The organism is Halorussus gelatinilyticus, assembly GCF_023238445.1.
Taxonomy (GTDB): Archaea; Halobacteriota; Halobacteria; order Halobacteriales; family Haladaptataceae; genus Halorussus; species Halorussus gelatinilyticus.
In genome coordinates, this window is record NZ_CP096658.1 from 3,289,482 (window position 1) to 3,305,226 (window position 15,745).

General features: G+C 68.0%; 19 protein-coding genes. 6 read left to right on the forward strand and 13 right to left on the reverse strand.

The window, feature by feature from the left end:
* Positions 1-10: 10 nt before the first annotated feature.
* Positions 11-1,135 carry a pyridoxal phosphate-dependent aminotransferase gene (locus M0R88_RS16750; RefSeq protein WP_248654563.1) on the reverse strand — a complete coding sequence of 375 codons (1,125 nt, stop codon included), beginning with the start codon at positions 1,133-1,135 and terminating at the stop codon, positions 11-13.
* 285 nt (positions 1,136-1,420) lie between these two features.
* Between M0R88_RS16750 and M0R88_RS16755 the strand changes: the two genes are divergently transcribed.
* A complete protein-coding gene (locus tag M0R88_RS16755; RefSeq protein ID WP_248654564.1) occupies positions 1,421-2,182 on the forward strand; it encodes a peptidoglycan DD-metalloendopeptidase family protein in 762 nt (253 codons plus the stop codon).
* A gap of 42 nt (positions 2,183-2,224) precedes the next feature.
* Here M0R88_RS16755 and M0R88_RS16760 read toward each other — a convergent pair whose 3' ends face one another.
* Both M0R88_RS16760 and M0R88_RS16765 read right to left on the reverse strand, forming a co-directional pair.
* Positions 2,225-2,764 (reverse strand): CBS domain-containing protein, encoded by a 540-nt coding sequence (locus M0R88_RS16760; protein ID WP_248654565.1) that lies wholly within the window; start codon positions 2,762-2,764, stop codon positions 2,225-2,227.
* Positions 2,765-2,872: 108 nt separating this feature from the next.
* Complete coding sequence (locus M0R88_RS16765; RefSeq protein ID WP_248654566.1) at positions 2,873-3,250, reverse strand: DUF555 domain-containing protein; 378 nt, start codon at positions 3,248-3,250, stop codon at positions 2,873-2,875.
* A 403-nt stretch (positions 3,251-3,653) separates the two neighbouring features.
* Here M0R88_RS16765 and M0R88_RS16770 point away from each other — a divergent pair, with 403 nt between their 5' ends.
* Both M0R88_RS16770 and psmB read left to right on the forward strand, forming a co-directional pair.
* Entirely contained in the window at positions 3,654-3,821 is a 168-nt protein-coding gene (locus M0R88_RS16770; RefSeq protein WP_248654567.1) for a hypothetical protein, read from the forward strand.
* Positions 3,822-3,951: 130 nt separating this feature from the next.
* Positions 3,952-4,680 carry an archaeal proteasome endopeptidase complex subunit beta gene (gene psmB / locus M0R88_RS16775; protein WP_248654568.1) on the forward strand — a complete coding sequence of 243 codons (729 nt, stop codon included), beginning with the start codon at positions 3,952-3,954 and terminating at the stop codon, positions 4,678-4,680.
* Positions 4,681-4,822: 142 nt separating this feature from the next.
* Here psmB and M0R88_RS16780 read toward each other — a convergent pair whose 3' ends face one another.
* From M0R88_RS16780 to M0R88_RS16805, 6 genes are read right to left on the reverse strand one after another with little or no spacing between them, the layout of a single operon-like run.
* Positions 4,823-5,734, reverse strand: a complete 912-nt coding sequence (locus M0R88_RS16780) for a hypothetical protein (RefSeq protein WP_248654569.1) — start codon at positions 5,732-5,734, stop codon at positions 4,823-4,825.
* On the reverse strand, positions 5,731-6,996 hold the full coding sequence (locus tag M0R88_RS16785; protein ID WP_248654570.1) for a PQQ-binding-like beta-propeller repeat protein: 1,266 nt from the start codon (positions 6,994-6,996) through the stop codon (positions 5,731-5,733). The genes M0R88_RS16780 and M0R88_RS16785 overlap by 4 nt, the downstream gene beginning before the upstream one ends.
* 44 nt (positions 6,997-7,040) lie before the next feature.
* Positions 7,041-8,585, reverse strand: a complete 1,545-nt coding sequence (locus tag M0R88_RS16790; protein WP_248654571.1) for a glutamate-cysteine ligase family protein — start codon at positions 8,583-8,585, stop codon at positions 7,041-7,043.
* Positions 8,586-8,631: 46 nt separating this feature from the next.
* Positions 8,632-9,246 carry a DUF7965 family protein gene (locus tag M0R88_RS16795; protein ID WP_248654572.1) on the reverse strand — a complete coding sequence of 205 codons (615 nt, stop codon included), beginning with the start codon at positions 9,244-9,246 and terminating at the stop codon, positions 8,632-8,634.
* Positions 9,239-9,712, reverse strand: a complete 474-nt coding sequence (locus tag M0R88_RS16800) for a hypothetical protein (protein ID WP_248654573.1) — start codon at positions 9,710-9,712, stop codon at positions 9,239-9,241. The genes M0R88_RS16795 and M0R88_RS16800 overlap by 8 nt, the downstream gene beginning before the upstream one ends.
* Positions 9,713-10,819: a hypothetical protein gene (locus M0R88_RS16805; protein WP_248654574.1), complete on the reverse strand. Its 1,107-nt coding sequence runs from the start codon at positions 10,817-10,819 to the stop codon at positions 9,713-9,715.
* Between the two features lie 126 nt (positions 10,820-10,945).
* Here M0R88_RS16805 and M0R88_RS16810 point away from each other — a divergent pair, with 126 nt between their 5' ends.
* Both M0R88_RS16810 and M0R88_RS16815 read left to right on the forward strand, forming a co-directional pair.
* A complete protein-coding gene (locus M0R88_RS16810) occupies positions 10,946-11,797 on the forward strand; it encodes a UbiA family prenyltransferase (protein WP_248654575.1) in 852 nt (283 codons plus the stop codon).
* Between the two features lie 71 nt (positions 11,798-11,868).
* Positions 11,869-12,162, forward strand: coding sequence for a PadR family transcriptional regulator (locus tag M0R88_RS16815; protein ID WP_248654576.1), 294 nt, complete (start codon positions 11,869-11,871; stop codon positions 12,160-12,162).
* On the opposite strand, the gene M0R88_RS16820 is transcribed toward M0R88_RS16815, so the two are convergent.
* The 3 genes from M0R88_RS16820 to M0R88_RS16830 all read right to left on the reverse strand — a co-directional run bounded on the left by M0R88_RS16820 (position 12,151) and on the right by M0R88_RS16830 (position 13,946).
* Entirely contained in the window at positions 12,151-12,342 is a 192-nt protein-coding gene (locus M0R88_RS16820; RefSeq protein ID WP_248654577.1) for a hypothetical protein, read from the reverse strand. The two genes, M0R88_RS16815 and M0R88_RS16820, sit on opposite strands and share 12 nt — an antisense overlap.
* A gap of 10 nt (positions 12,343-12,352) precedes the next feature.
* Positions 12,353-13,501, reverse strand: a complete 1,149-nt coding sequence (locus M0R88_RS16825; RefSeq protein ID WP_248654578.1) for an acyl-CoA dehydrogenase — start codon at positions 13,499-13,501, stop codon at positions 12,353-12,355.
* Positions 13,502-13,577: 76 nt separating this feature from the next.
* Positions 13,578-13,946, reverse strand: coding sequence for a winged helix-turn-helix domain-containing protein (locus tag M0R88_RS16830; RefSeq protein ID WP_248654579.1), 369 nt, complete (start codon positions 13,944-13,946; stop codon positions 13,578-13,580).
* Between the two features lie 110 nt (positions 13,947-14,056).
* On the opposite strand from M0R88_RS16830, the gene M0R88_RS16835 reads away from it, so the two are divergent.
* The gene (locus tag M0R88_RS16835) at positions 14,057-15,334 is read left to right on the forward strand and encodes an MFS transporter (RefSeq protein WP_248654580.1); all 1,278 of its coding nucleotides are present in this window, start codon (positions 14,057-14,059) and stop codon (positions 15,332-15,334) included.
* Here M0R88_RS16835 and M0R88_RS16840 read toward each other — a convergent pair.
* Positions 15,331-15,570 (reverse strand): hypothetical protein, encoded by a 240-nt coding sequence (locus tag M0R88_RS16840; RefSeq protein WP_248654581.1) that lies wholly within the window; start codon positions 15,568-15,570, stop codon positions 15,331-15,333. The genes M0R88_RS16835 and M0R88_RS16840 overlap by 4 nt on opposite strands.
* Positions 15,571-15,745 lie beyond the last annotated feature (175 nt).

The window sequence follows — 15,745 nt, forward strand, 5'->3', positions numbered from 1 at the left end:
TTCGGGGTCGCTACTGTCGGACCGCGTTCGTCGCCTCTCGCATCACGTCGAGCGCCTTCTCTATCTGCTCCATGTCGGTCGCGTAGGAGATGCGTGCGTAGCCCTCGCCGTGGTCGCCGAACGCCTCGCCCGGCACGACGACGACGCCGCGGTCGAGCACCTCGTCGGTCCACCCCTCGGGGACCTTCGGCATCGCGTAGAACGCGCCCTGAGGCGTCGGACAGTCCAGCCCCATGTCGGCGAAGCCGTCGAGGAGAACGTCGCGGCGCTCCTCGAACGCGGCGACCATCTCGTCCACGCAGTCCTGCGGGCCGGAGAGGGCGGCCTCGGCCGCGAACTGTGCCGGAGCGCTGGCGCAGGCCTGCACGTACTGGTGGACCCGGAGCATGCGCTCGATGCGGCGCTCGCTCGCGGCGACCCAGCCGAGTCGCCATCCGGTCATCGAGTAGGTCTTCGAGCAGGCGTTGACCACGACCACGTTGTCCGACTCGGCGTAGCTCATCGGCGAGTGGTGGTCGCCCTCGAAGACGATGTGTTCGTACACCTCGTCGGAGATACAGAGGACGTCGTGTTCGTCCGCGATGCGGGCGAACTCCTTCATGTCCTCCTCGCTCTGGACCGCGCCGGTCGGGTTCGCGGGGCTGTTGACGATGAAGGCCGCCGTCTCGTCCGTAATCGCTTCCTCGACCGCGGCGGGGTCGAGCGTGAGGTCCTCGCGGAGCGCGACCGGTTTCGGGTCGCCGCCGGCGATGCGGGTCAGCGCCTCGTAGGAGACGAAACCGGGGTCGGGATAGACGACCTCCTCGGCGAGGTCCACGTGCGCTTCGAGCGCGAGGTGGAGCGCCTCGCTCCCGCCCGCCGTCGCGATAAGGTTCTCCGGCGGGACCGAGAAGTCGTTGTCCCGGTCGTGCTTCGCGCTGATGGCCTCGCGGAGGTCGAGCGTCCCCTTGTTGGAGGTGTAGGCGTCGGCCTGCCCGTCCTCGATGGCCTCGACCGCGGCCTGCCGAGCGTGTTCCGGCGTCGGGAAGTCGGGTTGCCCGATGCCGAGGTTGATGGCGTCCTCGCCCGCCGCCTCGAACACTTCGCGGATGCCGCTGATGGAGACCTGTTCGACCCTGTCGGAGAAGTCCGTCATACCGTCAACTCACGGAACCGGACCGGATAATTCTTAGTATGTGAACCGGAAACGAGCGACGCACTTCCGGACCGACGCGACGACGCCGCGATGCCCGTTCTCCTCGGCGTCGCGGCGTCCCCGCGTCGTCGCCGGGTTCCCCTTCGTCGTTGAATCTTACTCGTCGCTGAATCTCTCCTCCGTCGCCGAGTTATCACGACGCGACGGCCACATCGTGTCAGGAATCTATTAAACTTAATTTTCAGAGAAAAATTTAATATTCTAAAGTATGTACTAAAAGTTGAAATGCCGCAGAAATTCAATCGGCGTTCGGTCGTAAAGTCACTCGGAATCGCCGCGACGGGAATCACCGGAACCGCCGCACTCAGCGGGACCGTGAGCGCGTTCGCGGAGGGAGAACAGGTCGAAGCGACGACGAACCTGAACACGCGCAAGCGACCCGGAACGGAGTCGTCGGTCGTCGCCACCGTCTCGCCCGGCGAGGTCGGCGAAATCGTCAACGGTCCGACCAACGAAGACGGCTACACGTGGTGGGGCATCCACTGGCTCAACCGCGACGTGTGGGGCTGGTCCGTCGAACGATACCTGACCTCCTCCGGCGGTAGCGCGGGCACCGACATCGTCTGGCCGATGAACGGCGTCATCTCGTCGGACTACGGCTGGCGAACCATCAACGGACAGGACGAATTCCACGGCGGCGTGGACATCGACAACAACAACATCGGCGTCGGCACGCCCATCTACGCCGCGCGCGCCGGGACCGCCTACACCGCCTACGACTCGGGCGGCTACGGTAACTACGTCTACATCGACCACGGCAACGGCTACGAGACCGAATACGGCCACCTCAACAGCTTCGCGGTCTCGGACGGACAGCAGGTCAGCCGCGGCGACAAGATCGGTGGCATGGGCAACTCCGGCAACTCGACCGGACCGCACCTCCACTTCGGCATCGAGCAGAACAACGACCCGAAGCCCATCCCGAGCGACAACTACCAGAACGTCAGCGCGCTCGGTGCGATAAACAAAGACTACAGCGGCCTGTAGTTCGGCAGTCTCGACGGCGGCTTTTTTCGGCGGAAGCGGGCGTTAGGAGAGTCGCGCCGCGATGTCGGCCTCGGTGATGATGCCGACAGTGCTGCCGCGCTCGGTCACGATGACAGCCTTGTTGTGCCCGAGGTCGGTACTCAACTCGTCCAACGTGGCGTTCCGGCCCTTGGTGGGGAAGCTCTCGCCCATGAACTCCGAGACCGGTCTGTCGCGCGACTCCTCGCCGACGCTCATCAGGTCCTCGAAGCTGATGGAGCCGACCGGCACGCCGTCCTCGATGACCGGCAGTTGCGAGAACCCCGCTTCCTGCATCTTCGTGACCGCCTGACTCACCGAGTCGTCGGGACCGACGCTGACCACGTCCTCGTGCATCAGGTCGCCCGCGCGAACGATGTCGCCCTCCGACTCGTCCAAGGCGTCCACGATGTGCCGGAGCGTCGAGAGCCGCGGGTCCACGTCGCCGCCTTCGATGCGGGCGATGAGCGGCTGCGAGACGCCCGCGCGGTCGGCCAGTTCGCTCTGCGTGAGGCCGAGTTCGGTCCGGCGCTCCCGGATGTCTTGGGGCGTCGGTAGTTCCATGCCCTCGCATAACTAACGGTTATAAATAAAGGTTCGGTTCTGCGCGCCGAGACCGGCGGTCTCGGCACGCCCGCGGTGCGGTCGGTCAGGGTTCGGCCGCGGACCGACTCACTCGTCGCTACCGAGTTCGATGTCCTCGTCTTCCTCGTACTCGATGGTCTCGACCACTTCGAGGGGCACGTCGCGGAGCGCGCCGCCGATTTCGCTCTTGCCGATGCGCTGGGCGTGTTCCTCGCTGTCGGCGTTGAACACCTTCATCTCCAGCAGGAGACCAACGAGCGCGGTTCCGGCCGCGATGAACGCCGAGTCGAACGGTTCGCCGCAGGCCGGACAGGGCGTCGCGCCGACTTCGACCTCCACGTAGTCCATCTCCTTGTCGTTGAGTCGCTTTCCGGCCTCGCTGACCGCGACGCCGATGGCGTCGTCGATGTCCTCTACGTCACGTACCAACCATGCCGCCTCCATCGCAACGAGGTAGTTGCTCATATCGAGGGGTCGTTCCGCGGTGGTTCGTGTCTTTCGGTTTTGAGGCGGCTCGCGTGGCCCGTGCGCACGGCGCACACGGACTCACGGAGGTCCATCGAGGTCACACCCCGTGGAGGCCCGCCGAAGTCTCACTCCACGAAGGTCCGTCGGGAGTGCCCCGGACGCGCGCGAGGTGCGGACGAGAGCGGTATGATTCTCATAAGTTATGCCTACGCCGAGCGTCGCCAAGTCGATGCCTACGTCCGCGCGGCCCGGAACTCGTCTCTCGTTGGACCGAACCAAAGCTCGCTTGAACCGCAAGACTGCGCCGACCCAGAATCATAGAATAGTTCATTATGAATTATTTCTTTCAACAATGCTTTTATACTCCCTCGGCCGACCCTCGCTCGAGGTACGAACCCAGATGTCCACACGGATTCACCGTGCAATCGTGTTCGCCCTGTACCAGACGACCGTCGCAGCCAGCATCTTGCTGTTGCCGCTGGCCGTCCTGACCAGACAACTCGGCGTCACGCTCCCGGCGCACAAAATCGTACAGCGGTTGGAGCAGGCTTACGACGCGACGGTCTGATTTCCCCCGACGAACGGCGCGGCGACTTCTCGACCGACCAGTCCCGGAGTGGCGACTCCGGCAAAGACGACCGAGACCCCGGTCGTCCGAAGAGTTGGTTTTATCAGTGCCGGCGGACTAGGGACGTGTAATGCGTAGCCCAATGCACGGTTCCGAATTCTCTCAGAACGTCTCGCGTTTCGCAGCCGACAACACGAACCCTCACGAGCCGGAACTCGGTTCGCTTCCGAACCGCTCGGTGGACACCGAGGACATCCAAGAGCTGAAGACCGGTACCACGACCATCGGTCTGACGACGACCGACGGCGTCGTGATGGTCACCGACCAGCGTGCGAGCCTCGGTAACATGGTCTCCTCGAAGACCGCCCAGAAGGTCGAGCAGGTCCACCCGACCGGCGCGCTCACCATCTCCGGGTCGGTCTCGGCCGCCCAGTCGCTCATCCGCACGCTCCAAGTCGAGGGCAACCTCTACGACTCCCGGCGCGGCGAGGAGATGAGCATGACGGCGCTCTCGACGCTGACGAGCAACCTCCTGCGCTCGGGCGGCTTCCTCATCACGGTGCCCGTTCTGGGCGGCGTGGACGAGGAGGGCGGACACATCTACTCCTACGACGCGCTCGGCGGCGTGACCGAGGAGACCTACAGCGTCTCCGGGTCCGGGTCGCAGTTCGCGCTCGGTGTCCTCGAACAGGACTACCACGAGGACCTGAGCCAGGACGAGGCTCGCGAAGTCGCCATCCGTGCGCTCAAGAGCGCGGTCGAACGCGACACCGCCTCCGGTAACGGCATGTGGCTCGCCGAGATCGACGAGGAAGGCGTCGAAATCTCCGAGTACGAAGACTACGACGAAGCGCTGTAGAACGCCGAATCCGCTTTTGGGGCGTCACGCCCGACCCCGCTATTTTCACCCGGTAGCGCGAGCTATCCGCATCGAGGCAGGGGCGGTCGCTCCGCGTCGGAGAGTCGTCCGACGAAGACGGGTTCGACGACGACGGGCGTCGCTACGCGGCGCGGGTCCGCTCCGCGAAGACGACCGTCGCGACGGCGTGAATCGGCGCGACGAGCGCGGTACTCGCCGCGGGACCGACGACGGGGACGCTCCCCAGTAGCCACGCGCCGAGGCCGAACAGGACGACGAGGCCGAAGACGGTCGCGCCCTCGCCGACGGCGCGCCAGCGACTCCGACGCATCGCCCCGCGGACCCCCGACCCGCCGACCACCAGCGCGGGCGCGGCGAACAGGCGGACCGCGGCCACGGCGTAGACGACGAGACCGACGACCGCGAGCCAACCGAGTCCGTCGAGGAGTCCGAACAGGCCGACGAGGACGTGCGCGACGACGACGAATCCGAGGTAGGGACCAAGACGGGCGGAATCGAATGGGGCGGAACTGAACCGAGTGGAATCGAATCCGACGGAATCGAACCGAGCGGAACCCGACCGGTCGCCCGAAGTCGAGTGACCCCCGGACTCGCCGGCGTCCATCGCAAGCGAGAGGGTGAGCCACCCGGCGATTCCCACCGCGAGGAACGCCGCGAGTTCGAGACCGAGAGTCCACGCCAGATACCCGGTTTCGAGGTCCACCAGCGCCGCGGGTCGAGTCCCGGCCGCGCGGAGTCCCGTCGGATAGAACCGATACGCCACGCCGACGGTCACGTCGCCGACGAGTTCGGGCGCGGTCGTCGGCACCGGGTCGTGCACCCGGAGCCAATCGACGCCGGTCAGGACGACCCCCGCGACGAGGAATGGGACCGCGAGCCACGGGTCGGCGACGATGCGACCGACGGACTCCCGGAGGACCCCCGAGACCGACGTACTGGGCAGGCGGTCGCGGTCCACGTTCTCCGCGGGCGCGACGCCCCGTCCGTCTCCGGGCGGGTCGTCCGGATTCCCGGTCGGTGCGTCGGCGCTCATCGGTCCTCCTCCAGCGCGAGGAGTCGGTCGTGGGCCACGAGGTAGATTGTCCCGTCGCCGACCGCCGGCGTCGAGAGCGGCACGCGCGACTCGTAGCGCCACCGGACAGACCCGTCGGCGGCGTCGAGCGCCACGAGTTCGTCGTAGTTGCGACCGTAGACCACGCCGTCGGCGACCACCGGAGTCCCCTCGCTGAAATCCGGCGCGGACCACAACTGTTCGCCCGTCTCGAGGTCCAGCGCGTGAAGCCGGCCGCCGGTCGCCGACTGGACGTACACCGTGCCTTCCGCCACCGCGGCCGCGCCCTCGGTCGCGTTGCCGCCGTGGTCCGCGCGCCAGCGGACCGACCCGTCGTCTGCGTCGAGGAGCGTGACGCCGGTTCGGTCCGGGACGACGACGCCCTCGCGGGTCGCGGTCGGCGCGAGGACCATCTGTTCGCCGAGGTCGGTCCGCCACAGTCGCTCGCCGGTCGCGGCGTCGTAGGCCGTCGCGCGCGAGGGCCAGTTGACCGCGAAGACCCGGCCGTCTCGGACCGCTGGCCGCCGGAGTTCGTCGCCGGGCGAGGCGCGCCACAGTTCCCGGCCGCTGCTCGCGTCGAGCGCCGCGACGTGTTTCGTCCCGGGGACCGCCGCGTAGACCGTGCCCCCGACCGCGACCGGCGGGACCACCGTCGGCGGGCCGAAGACGCTGAACCCCGGTTCGCGGCCCGGACCGTGCCACCGCTCGACGCCGAACTGGCGGCCGAACAGTCGGAGTCCGCCGCCCGCGTTCAGACCGTAGACGCCCCGCGGTGCGGCCGTAGCCAGCGTCTCGGTGTCGTAGGCCTCGGCCGCGCTCCCCGCCGGACTCGACCGATACGACCCCTCGTGGGCGAAGCGCGTCTCGCCGGTCGCGGCGTCGAGCGCGAGGAGGACCCGCCCGGTCGCGTAGAGCGTTCCGCCGAGGAGAATCGGCGACGAGGTGCCGCCGGAGAACCGGTCCGGTTCGCGTCGCCACTTCACTTTCGCGCCGTCTTTCGGCCCGGTGGCGTCGGGGTCGTAGCCGGTGCCCGCGGCGTCGTAGCGCGCCATCGGCCAGTCGAGCGTCGGGTCGGAACCGGCGTTCGACCGGGCGGCGGCGTTCGATTCGCTGGCGGCGCTCGAATCGCTGGCGCGGAGCGCGCCCAGTCCGACCAGTCCGGAGCCGAGTCCGGCGAGGGCGGACCGTCGAGAGAGCGTCGAGGGTCGAGAGGGCGACGACTGCCGAGAGGAGTCGGAGACCATACCGGATGGTGGTATCTACCCAACAAGAAACTCCTGATTGGGCGTCAGTCCTCGCGTTCCAGTTCGGTGTCGCCCCGGCCTACCCAGTCGGCGAACGTCCCGTCGATGAGCGTCTCGGCCTGTCGCTCGACGTACTGGCTCTGCATCGCGTACACCGCGTCCGAGAAGTCCGCGCCGTCGTCCAACTGCTCGCGGACGCGCTCGCGCTTCCAACTCGCGGGAGTCAGGCAGTGGCGTGCGCGCTGGCGGAGCGGATACAGGTACTTGGCGGCCTCTTGGTCGCTCAGCCCGCGCATCTGGAGACCGTCCTTGGCGTGGGCGAAGATGTCCTCGTAGACCGCCTCGTGGTCGGTCGTCTCCTCGCCGCCGTTGGTGATCCAGTAGAGGTCGGCGTCGAGTCCGTCTTCCATCGCGTCGTAGAAGTTGTCCTTGGCGACCACCCAGTCGAGGTGCCGGACCGGGTGTTCGCGCCGGTAGGTCGATTCCAGCAGGCCCGCGAACGCGGCCTGAAACGCGATGGAGTCCCTGACGGTCGGTTGGGCCGCGATGGGCCGGAACTCGATACGGGCGTTGGCGGCCGACCGGGTGGCCCCGCCGAACACCGGGCGAACCCACCGCCAGTAGGTCCCGTGCTTGTGCCGGAAGTGGGCGAACTCGTCGTCGAACCGGTCGGTGGTCTCGACCGGCATCGGGACGATGGTCCGGTCGTCGGCGATGCGCTCGACGGCCTCCTCGACGCTCTCGAAGTCCCGCGGGAATCGCACTTTGTCGGACTCGTCCACCGAGCGATTGAGGACCGTCTCGAAGACGCCGATGCGATGCTCGTCGTACCCGTCGGCCAGAATCTCGTCGGCGGTGGCGTCGTCGTAGAGGTCCGGCGGGAAGAACGGGGAGTTGACCCCGAGCGCGAGCAGGGGTCCCGCGATGCGAATCGCGTACTGAAAGTAGGTCGGCAGGTCCCGCGCGTGAGGGACCTGATAGTGGGGCTGGATGGAGGTGATGAGGCTCTCGGGCATCACGGTGTCGGCCGACAGCGAGACGTGCGGGGCGTCGAGACACATCCCGGCCTCGCCGTCGGAGTTGGCCATCGCGTGGTAGCGCACCGAGTCGCTCATGTTCGAGGCGATACGGACCCCGCGGTCCGAGACGCTATTGGTCAGGTACTGGCGGGCCGTCTCGCCCTCTGGCGGGACGGTCCACATCGCGTCGCTGACCAACCGCATCCCCTCGGCTCCGGTGCGGTCCTCGGCGGCCGAGAGGCGGGCCTTCACTTCGGCCTCCTGTGACGCCAGCCCGTGGGTGTTCAGCGGTTGCGGGCTGGTGGACATCTCGGCGTTGTGAAGCCCCAGTTCCTTCTCGAAGCCGATGAGGTCGAGGAGTCGCCGCGGGACCCGCCGGAGCGCGCCGCCCTCGGCGTCCACGGCGTAGAACTCGTACTCGAAGCCGATGATGGCCTGCGGGTTGTCGAACGTCCCGGCGTCCACCTCCTCGACGATGACCTCGGCGTCCGCTTCGACCTCCGCTTGGAACTCGTCGGGAGCGACCGAAAGCACGTCTTCGACCTGCCCGGCGAGGTCGGACTCAGGCATACCCGGTACGTCTCGCGGGACTGCCTTGAATCCACGGGCCATCGTCTCAGACCGTCTCGTCGGGCTCAGACGCCTCGTCGGGTTCAGGCGTCTCGCCGGGTTCAGACGTCCCGGCTGGCTCCCGGCGCTCTCGCTCGGCGTCGGCGACGAGCGACCCGGCGACTCGGAACGCCGCGAGGTCGAGCGCCGCGAACAGCAGGCCGACTATCGCGCCGACGACGAACGCCAGCAGCGACGCGACGCCCGCGATGGCGAGGAAGTAGAAGACTCCCCTGAGGTCAACCGACTCGACCGACACCGTCGAAGCGGCGAAGACGCCGACGAGCACCCAGAGGAACAGCACGCCGTCGACTCCGGCCCACTTCCCAGCGGTCCCGAGGACGACCGAGCGCGAGACCGGGCCGTCGCGCCCCGCCGCGCCAATCGCGGCGAACGCCCGGCGAGTCGTCCACCACGTCGTCGCCCAGAGCCCCAGATAGAGTCCGAGACCGAGCAGCGTGTCGAGACCCGACAGCAGGTCGCCGAGCGCGCCCGACAGGTAGATTGCGCCGACGAGGACCGCGGTCAGCGCCGCGGTGTGGAACGACGCCAGCGCCCAGACGACCAGCGGGTCGTCGGCGACGCGATGGACCGCGAGCGGCGACGCCGACTCCTCAGCCATGTGCCAGCACCTCCGCGAGCGCGACGAGGACGGCCAGCGAGAGCGCGGTCGCGCCGTAGCCGAGACGGAGCGTCCGCGCGCCGACGTTCGACGCGCCGGTCGAGGTCGTGCCGCCTGCACGGCGCGACCGCACGACGAGGAGCGTCCGGACCACCGAGAGCGCCAGCACCGCCACGACGAGCGCGAGTTTCGCGGCGAAGACGGTGCCCCACTGCGTCTCCGCGCCGGGGACGTAGGGCGCGAGACTCCCGAGGTTGCCGACCCCGGTCATCACGAGGACGCCGAGCGCGGCCCAGAAGCCCCGCTCGTAGGCGGCCGCGACCGAGACCGCGGTCTCGGTCGCCGGCGACGCCGCGGAGTCGGCGTCCCCGCCTGCCTCGACCTGCCGGAACAGCCACCACGTCAGGGTCGCGCCGCCGAGGACCAGCGCCATGGCGAGGACGTGGAGCGCGCGAACCGCCAGCATTCAGCGTCCTCCCTCGTCTTCGGTGTCGTCGGGGGTCCTCGGGTCGTCGGCGTTCGTCCACTCGTCGGAACTCCTGCGGTCGTCACCCTCCGCTTCCCCTTCTTTCCGGCGGTCCCAGAAGTCCCCCGGCGGTTCGTCGTCCGGGCCGTCGCCGGTTAGGTCGTCGGTCAGGTCGTCGCTGGCCGGGTCGTCGTCCGTCGGGTCGAATCGGTCGGTGGCGGTGTCGAACTCGTCTGCTGGTTCGAAACGGTCGTGACCGCCTCGGCCACCGCCGCCGACTCCGCCGTCGTCACCGCCGAATCCGCCCGATTCCCCGCGCTCTCGGGCGTCCAAGTCCGCGACGAACTCGGTCGTGGCGAACGTCAGCGCGAGCGCGACCGGGGCAGTCGCCACCGCACCGACGACGACGCCGAGGACGCCGAGGTTGACGACGACGGCGGAGGTCACGACCGAGAGGAGGGCGGCGAACAGCAGGAAGCCCGCGGCGTAGGAGAAGTACGGCCCGCCGGCGGTCGCCCACCGATAGCTCCGGGCGAGCGCGTCGCCCAGCGATTCGTCGGCCACGACGACGAGGTACGCCGTCGCGTAGAAGAGATACTTCAGGACGAGCAGGACGGGGAGGAGGAAGACGAGGAGCAACGGCGAGACCACCGTGAAGACGACCGTCGAGAGCGTGACGAGATGGACGAGCGCGACGTAGCCGAGCATCGGGGCGAAGTACCGGCGGGCCGCGTCCGCGAAGTCGTAGCGACCGGTCCGGAGGAGCGCGCCGACGCTCCCGAGGAGTCCGGCGACGAGGACGGCTTCGACCAGAATCCGGACCGGGAGGAACGCGAGACCGGGCGAGACGTGGACGCCGGGGCCGCCGCTCGGCACGTTCACGAACGTCCAGAGGTCGGTGAGCGCGGGCGGGAACGGGAACGTTATCCCGAAGTTCACTCCCTCGGCGGCGCGAACGCGCCGGATATTGTCGGCCGCGAGCAGACTCGACACGAGCGGTACGACCGCGAGCGGGAGGTCGTCCATCGCGCGCTCCCATCCGTTGGCGAGTCGGGTGCCGAACGACTCGCCGTCGGGCGGCGTCTCCGGGGCGTCAGTGGAGGGCATCGTCCGAAACTGCCTCACTCCGAGACGAAAAACCTTGGTATCGTATCAGGTCCGCGGTCGGAGCGTGCGACTCGCGAGTTCGGTTCGCCTGAGATTTTATGCGTCTCGCTTCCGTCTAGGTGGAGTATGCCCATCGCTCGCCGGGAGTCCGGCGTCGCCTCCGCGGTCCGCGCGCTCGTCTCGCAGGTCCACCCGGTGTTCATGACGCCGCCAGTCGCCTCGTCGCTGTTCGGCGGCGTCCTCACGGGGCACTTCGACCTCGCGGCGGGGCTGGTCCACGCGACGGCCATCTTCGCGGCGGTGTACACCGCCCACGTCAAGGACGGCTACGTGGACTTCTACGTCCGCGACGAGGACGACGACCACCCGCTCTCCGAGCGCGGGTGCAAGGCGGCGCTCGCCGGGTCGAGCGCGCTGTTCGCCGGGTGCCTGCTGGCGCTCTGGCCGCTCGCAGGCGGTCTCACCGTCGCCCTGACGCTCCCGACGTGGTTGATCGCGTACCACCACGCGCCGCAACTCGACACCAACCCCGTGACCGCGACGACGGGCTATCCGCTCGGCATCGCGCTGGCGATTCTGGGCGGGTTCGCCGCGCAGGTCGGGACGCTCGCGCCCATCGCCGTCGCGTTCGCCGCGGTCTTCCTCGTTTTGCTCTCGGGCGTGAAGGTCATCGACGACGCCCAGGACTTCGACTACGACCGCTCCATCCAGAAGCGAACCGTCGCCGTGACGCTCGGTCCGAAGCGCGCCAGAACCGCGGCCTACGCGCTGATGACCACCGCGCTCGTCCTCGTGGTCGCGCTCGCCGCGCTCGCCGTCTTTCCGCCGAGCAGCGTCGCCGCGGCCGCCGGGTTCGCCGCGATTGCCGGAATCGCGCGCCGGGCCGACGCCGAACTGGCGACGATGTTGCTGGTCCGCGGGTCGTACGTCTTTCTGGCGCTCCTGCTCGCGGCGGTCTGGTTCCGACCGTTCGGCTGAGTCGCGGAACGGAACGCTTCGCTCGCGCGGGAAGCGCAACCCTCGTAGTCCCGCGGCCGGATTGCTCTCGCATGACCAAATGGCTCCAGAGCGGCCGACGCCGGGACCTCTGCGTCCTACTGTACAACGCCGAGACGTTGCGCGGGCAGAGTCTGAAGACCAGACTCGAAGCCCACTACGACACCCACATCGACTCCCAATCGTTCTACGCTGCCCTGCGGTCGCTCGAAGAGAAGGGGTTCGTGGAGAAGCGCACCGAGGGTATCCACGAGGCCTACGCGTTGACCGACGCGGGCGAGCGACGGGTGGAAGAACACTTCGAATGGATGCGCGAGAAGATAGAGCGCGAGTCGTCACCGGAATAGCAGAACCACCAGACCGACCGCCAACACCGCGACCACCGTCAGCAGACCAGCGACGACGATACCCCATCCGCCACCGATTGGAAGCCACTCGATGCCGACCAGCACCGCGGCGAACAACAGTCCGACCGCGGGAAGCCAGAGGAACCGAACCCGAAGAAGCGACCGCAGAAATCCGTTCACTGCTGTCGAATCAGTCCAGCAGTTCGTTCGCAATCGTGTTCCGCAGGACCTCGCTGGTCCCCTCGTAGATTTCGTTCAGCTTCGAGTCCCGATAGTACCGCTCGGCGGGGAAGTCCTTCGTGTAGCCGTAGCCGCCGTGAATCTGGATGCCCTCGTTGGCGACCTCTCGGGAGACCTCCGAGGCGTAGAGTTTGGCCTGCGCGGCCTGCTTGATGTAGTCCTCGCCGCGAATCTTCCGGTCGGCCGCACGGTGCATCAGCATCTTGGCGGCCTGTACCTTCGTATCCATGTCGGCCAGTTTGTGCTGGATGGTCTGGAACTCCGAGATGGGCTGGTCGAACTGCTCGCGGTCCTGCGAGTATTCGAGGGCGTCTTCGAGGGCGGCGCGCGCGATGCCGATGGACCGGGCCGCGATGGTGATACGCCCGCCGTTGAGCGTCTTGAGCGCGTGGACGAACCCGCGGCCCTCCTCGCCCAGCAGGCGGTCCTCGGGGATGCGCATGCCGTCGAACCGGAGCTCGGCGGTCGGACAGCCCTTGTCGCCGAGTTTGTCCTCGGTGCCCTCGACGTGGAAACCGTCGTCCTCCTCGGGCCGGACGACGAACGACGAGATGCCTTTGTTGCCCGCCTCGGGGTCGGTCTTGGCGAAGAGGGTAACGGTGTCCGCGACCGAGCCGTTGGAAATCCAGAGCTTGCTGCCGTCGACGACGTACTCGCCGGCATCGGCGTCGTACTCCGCGGTGGTGTCCATCGCGGGCACGTCGGACCCCGCGCCGGCCTCCGAGAGCGCGAACGCGCCGACGTCCTCGCCGCGGTTGAGCGGCGTCAGATACTCCTGTTTCTGGTCCTCGTCGCCGAACTCGTAGAGCATGTTGCCCGCGAGACTGGTGTGGGCCGCGACGACGGTGCCGAGGCCGCCCGAACCGCGCGAAATCTCCTCCAGTCCGATGGCGTAGGAGTGGTAGTCGAGGCCCGCCCCGCCGTACTCCTCGGGGAACGGCATCCCCATCAGACCCAACTCGGCCATCTCGTCCACGAGGTCCTGCGGGAACTCGTCGGTCTCGTCTATCTCGTCGGCGCGGGGCTTTATCTCCTCGTCTGTGAACTCTGCGACCATGTCGCGTATCTGCTTCTGCTCGGCGGAGAGGCTGAAGTCCATGCGCAAATGTTGCGCCCACGCCGTCCTTTAGCTTTCCCTTTGGCGGGCACTCAGGGCGTTCCGCTCCCGACTGCCCCTACCGCCACGGCGGTTCGAGGTGGACGTGAAACAGTTTCTCGCAGTCCGCTTCGCCGCAGACCGGGCAGCTCTCGGCGTCCGGTTCCCGGCCCTCCGACTCCGCGGTTCCGGCGCGCGGGTCGGCGGCCGCGATCACCCGCGACCCGGCGTGGCCGAGTTCGTAGCCGCCGTCGGCCTCCCGGACGAAGTACGAGCAGAGCTTCGTCAGGTGGTAGTTGAACTTCCCGGTGTCCCGAATCCCCGCGCGCTTCCGGAGTTCGGTGAACGACAGCGGGCCGTCGGCTTCCGCGAGTTCGCGCAGGATGGAGACTCGAATCTCGTTGCCGAGGACGTCGAGCGCGTCGGTCACGTCTCCCGAGTTCGCCATGCGAGTCAGTTGCTCGCGCCAGCCCAATCAATCCCACGAAGAAGTATAATCACGTCTACAGAACTCCGGTTCGCCGAACGCTGAAGCCGTCGCCGGTCGTGGCTCCCGACGTGACTGGATTCGAGTTCTCCGAGTCGGTCCGGCGTCGGGTCGCCGTCTTCCGGAACCGGGCGTTTCGTCGCCTCTTGGCGGGTCGAACCCTGAGCGTCCTCGGTGACGGGTTCTACGCCGTCGCCGCGATGTGGTTGGTCTACGACCTCTCCGGTTCGACCGCGTACACCGGTCTCGCCGGATTTTTGACTCGCGTACCCGGCGTCCTGAAGGCGTTCGTCGGGCCGCTCGTGGACCGCTTTCCGCTCGGGCGAACTATCACGCTGTCGGAGGTCGCACAGGGACTGCTCGTGCTCGTCGTGCCGGTCGCGGCGGCGACAGGCCACCTGTCGGTCTGGGTCGTGTTAGTCGCCATGCCCCTGCTCTCGCTGGCGAACCTGTTCGCGGGACCCGCCCAGAACGCGGCGGTGCCCCACCTCGTCGCCGACGAGGAGATGGTCCGGGCCAACTCCGCCGCCAAAGTCGTCGGGAAGACGGTGGACGCCGCGGCCCGCGGCGTGGCGGGCGCGGTCGTGGCCGCGACGAGCGCCGTCGCGCTCTACGTCGTGGACGCCGCGACGTTCGTCCTCGCCGGAACCGTCTTCGCCTCGCTGTCGATTCCGTCTCGTGGGGGCGACCCGGACGCGAGCCTCGACTTCGAGCGCTATCTCACCGACCTCCGGGAGGGCGTCGGCGTCGTCTCCGGGTCCGTCGTCGGGTCGATGCTCGCCGGGAGTTTGCTGGCGAACTTCCTGACGGGGGTCGCGCTCGCCGTCCTTCCCGCGTTCGCAGACGCTGTGGGTGGGGCCGAGACCTACGGACTGCTACTCGCCGGGATGACCGTCGGAAGCGTCGTCGGGGCGATGCTGGCGGCCGCGGTGGACGGAATCCCACTCGGTCGAACGGTCGTGGTCGGCTTCGTCCTCTCGGGACTGGCGTGGGTCGGTGCGGTCGCGCTCCCCGGCGAACTCCTCACGGTCGCGCTGTTCGCGGCCTCGCGGGTGCCCGTCGGCGTCTACAACGTATCGGCGTCGGCGACGCTCCAGACCGGCGTCCCCGACGGCCTCCTCGGTCGCGTGACGGCGCTCGTCGGGAGCGCGTCGAGCCTCGTGCTACCGGGCGGGATGCTACTCGGCGGCTTTCTTGGCTCCCGATTCGGCAGTCGAGCGGTGATGCTCGCCGGCGGGGTCGGTTCGGTCCTGTTGGCGGCGTACTGGTCGCTCGTCCCCTCGCTTCGGACCTTCGGGCCACCGGCCTCGGTGTCGTCGGGCGAGTTCGGCGGGTCGGACCTCGGTTAGAACAGCTTCTTGCGAACGTCGTTGGCGGTGACAGCGCCCTGCACCAGCCACGACGCGGCGGGGTGTTTCGGCGCGACGCTGGCCGCACCGAGCAGGAGGAAGGCCCGCTTTGGCTTCCCGTTCCGGAGCGCGAGCGCGGCCTGCACGACGAAGGACGCGACGTTGAGTCTGTCTTTCCGGACGTTGAGCGGTTTGCCGACCAGTACCTTCGCGGCGTCTTTCGGCGTCGGAATCACGTTCGTCACGACGCCGTGCGCGAGAATAAGCGTTGGGCCGGTCGTCGCCCGGCGAGTTCGGTCGGAACGTCGCCGGTCCATTCGCGCCACGGGGAGACCCTCGGGTCGCTCGCCTCCAAGCGGCGGTAAATGCTACTGCATTTGCTCAAGTTTTTCAATCTCGCGTCCTTAGGAC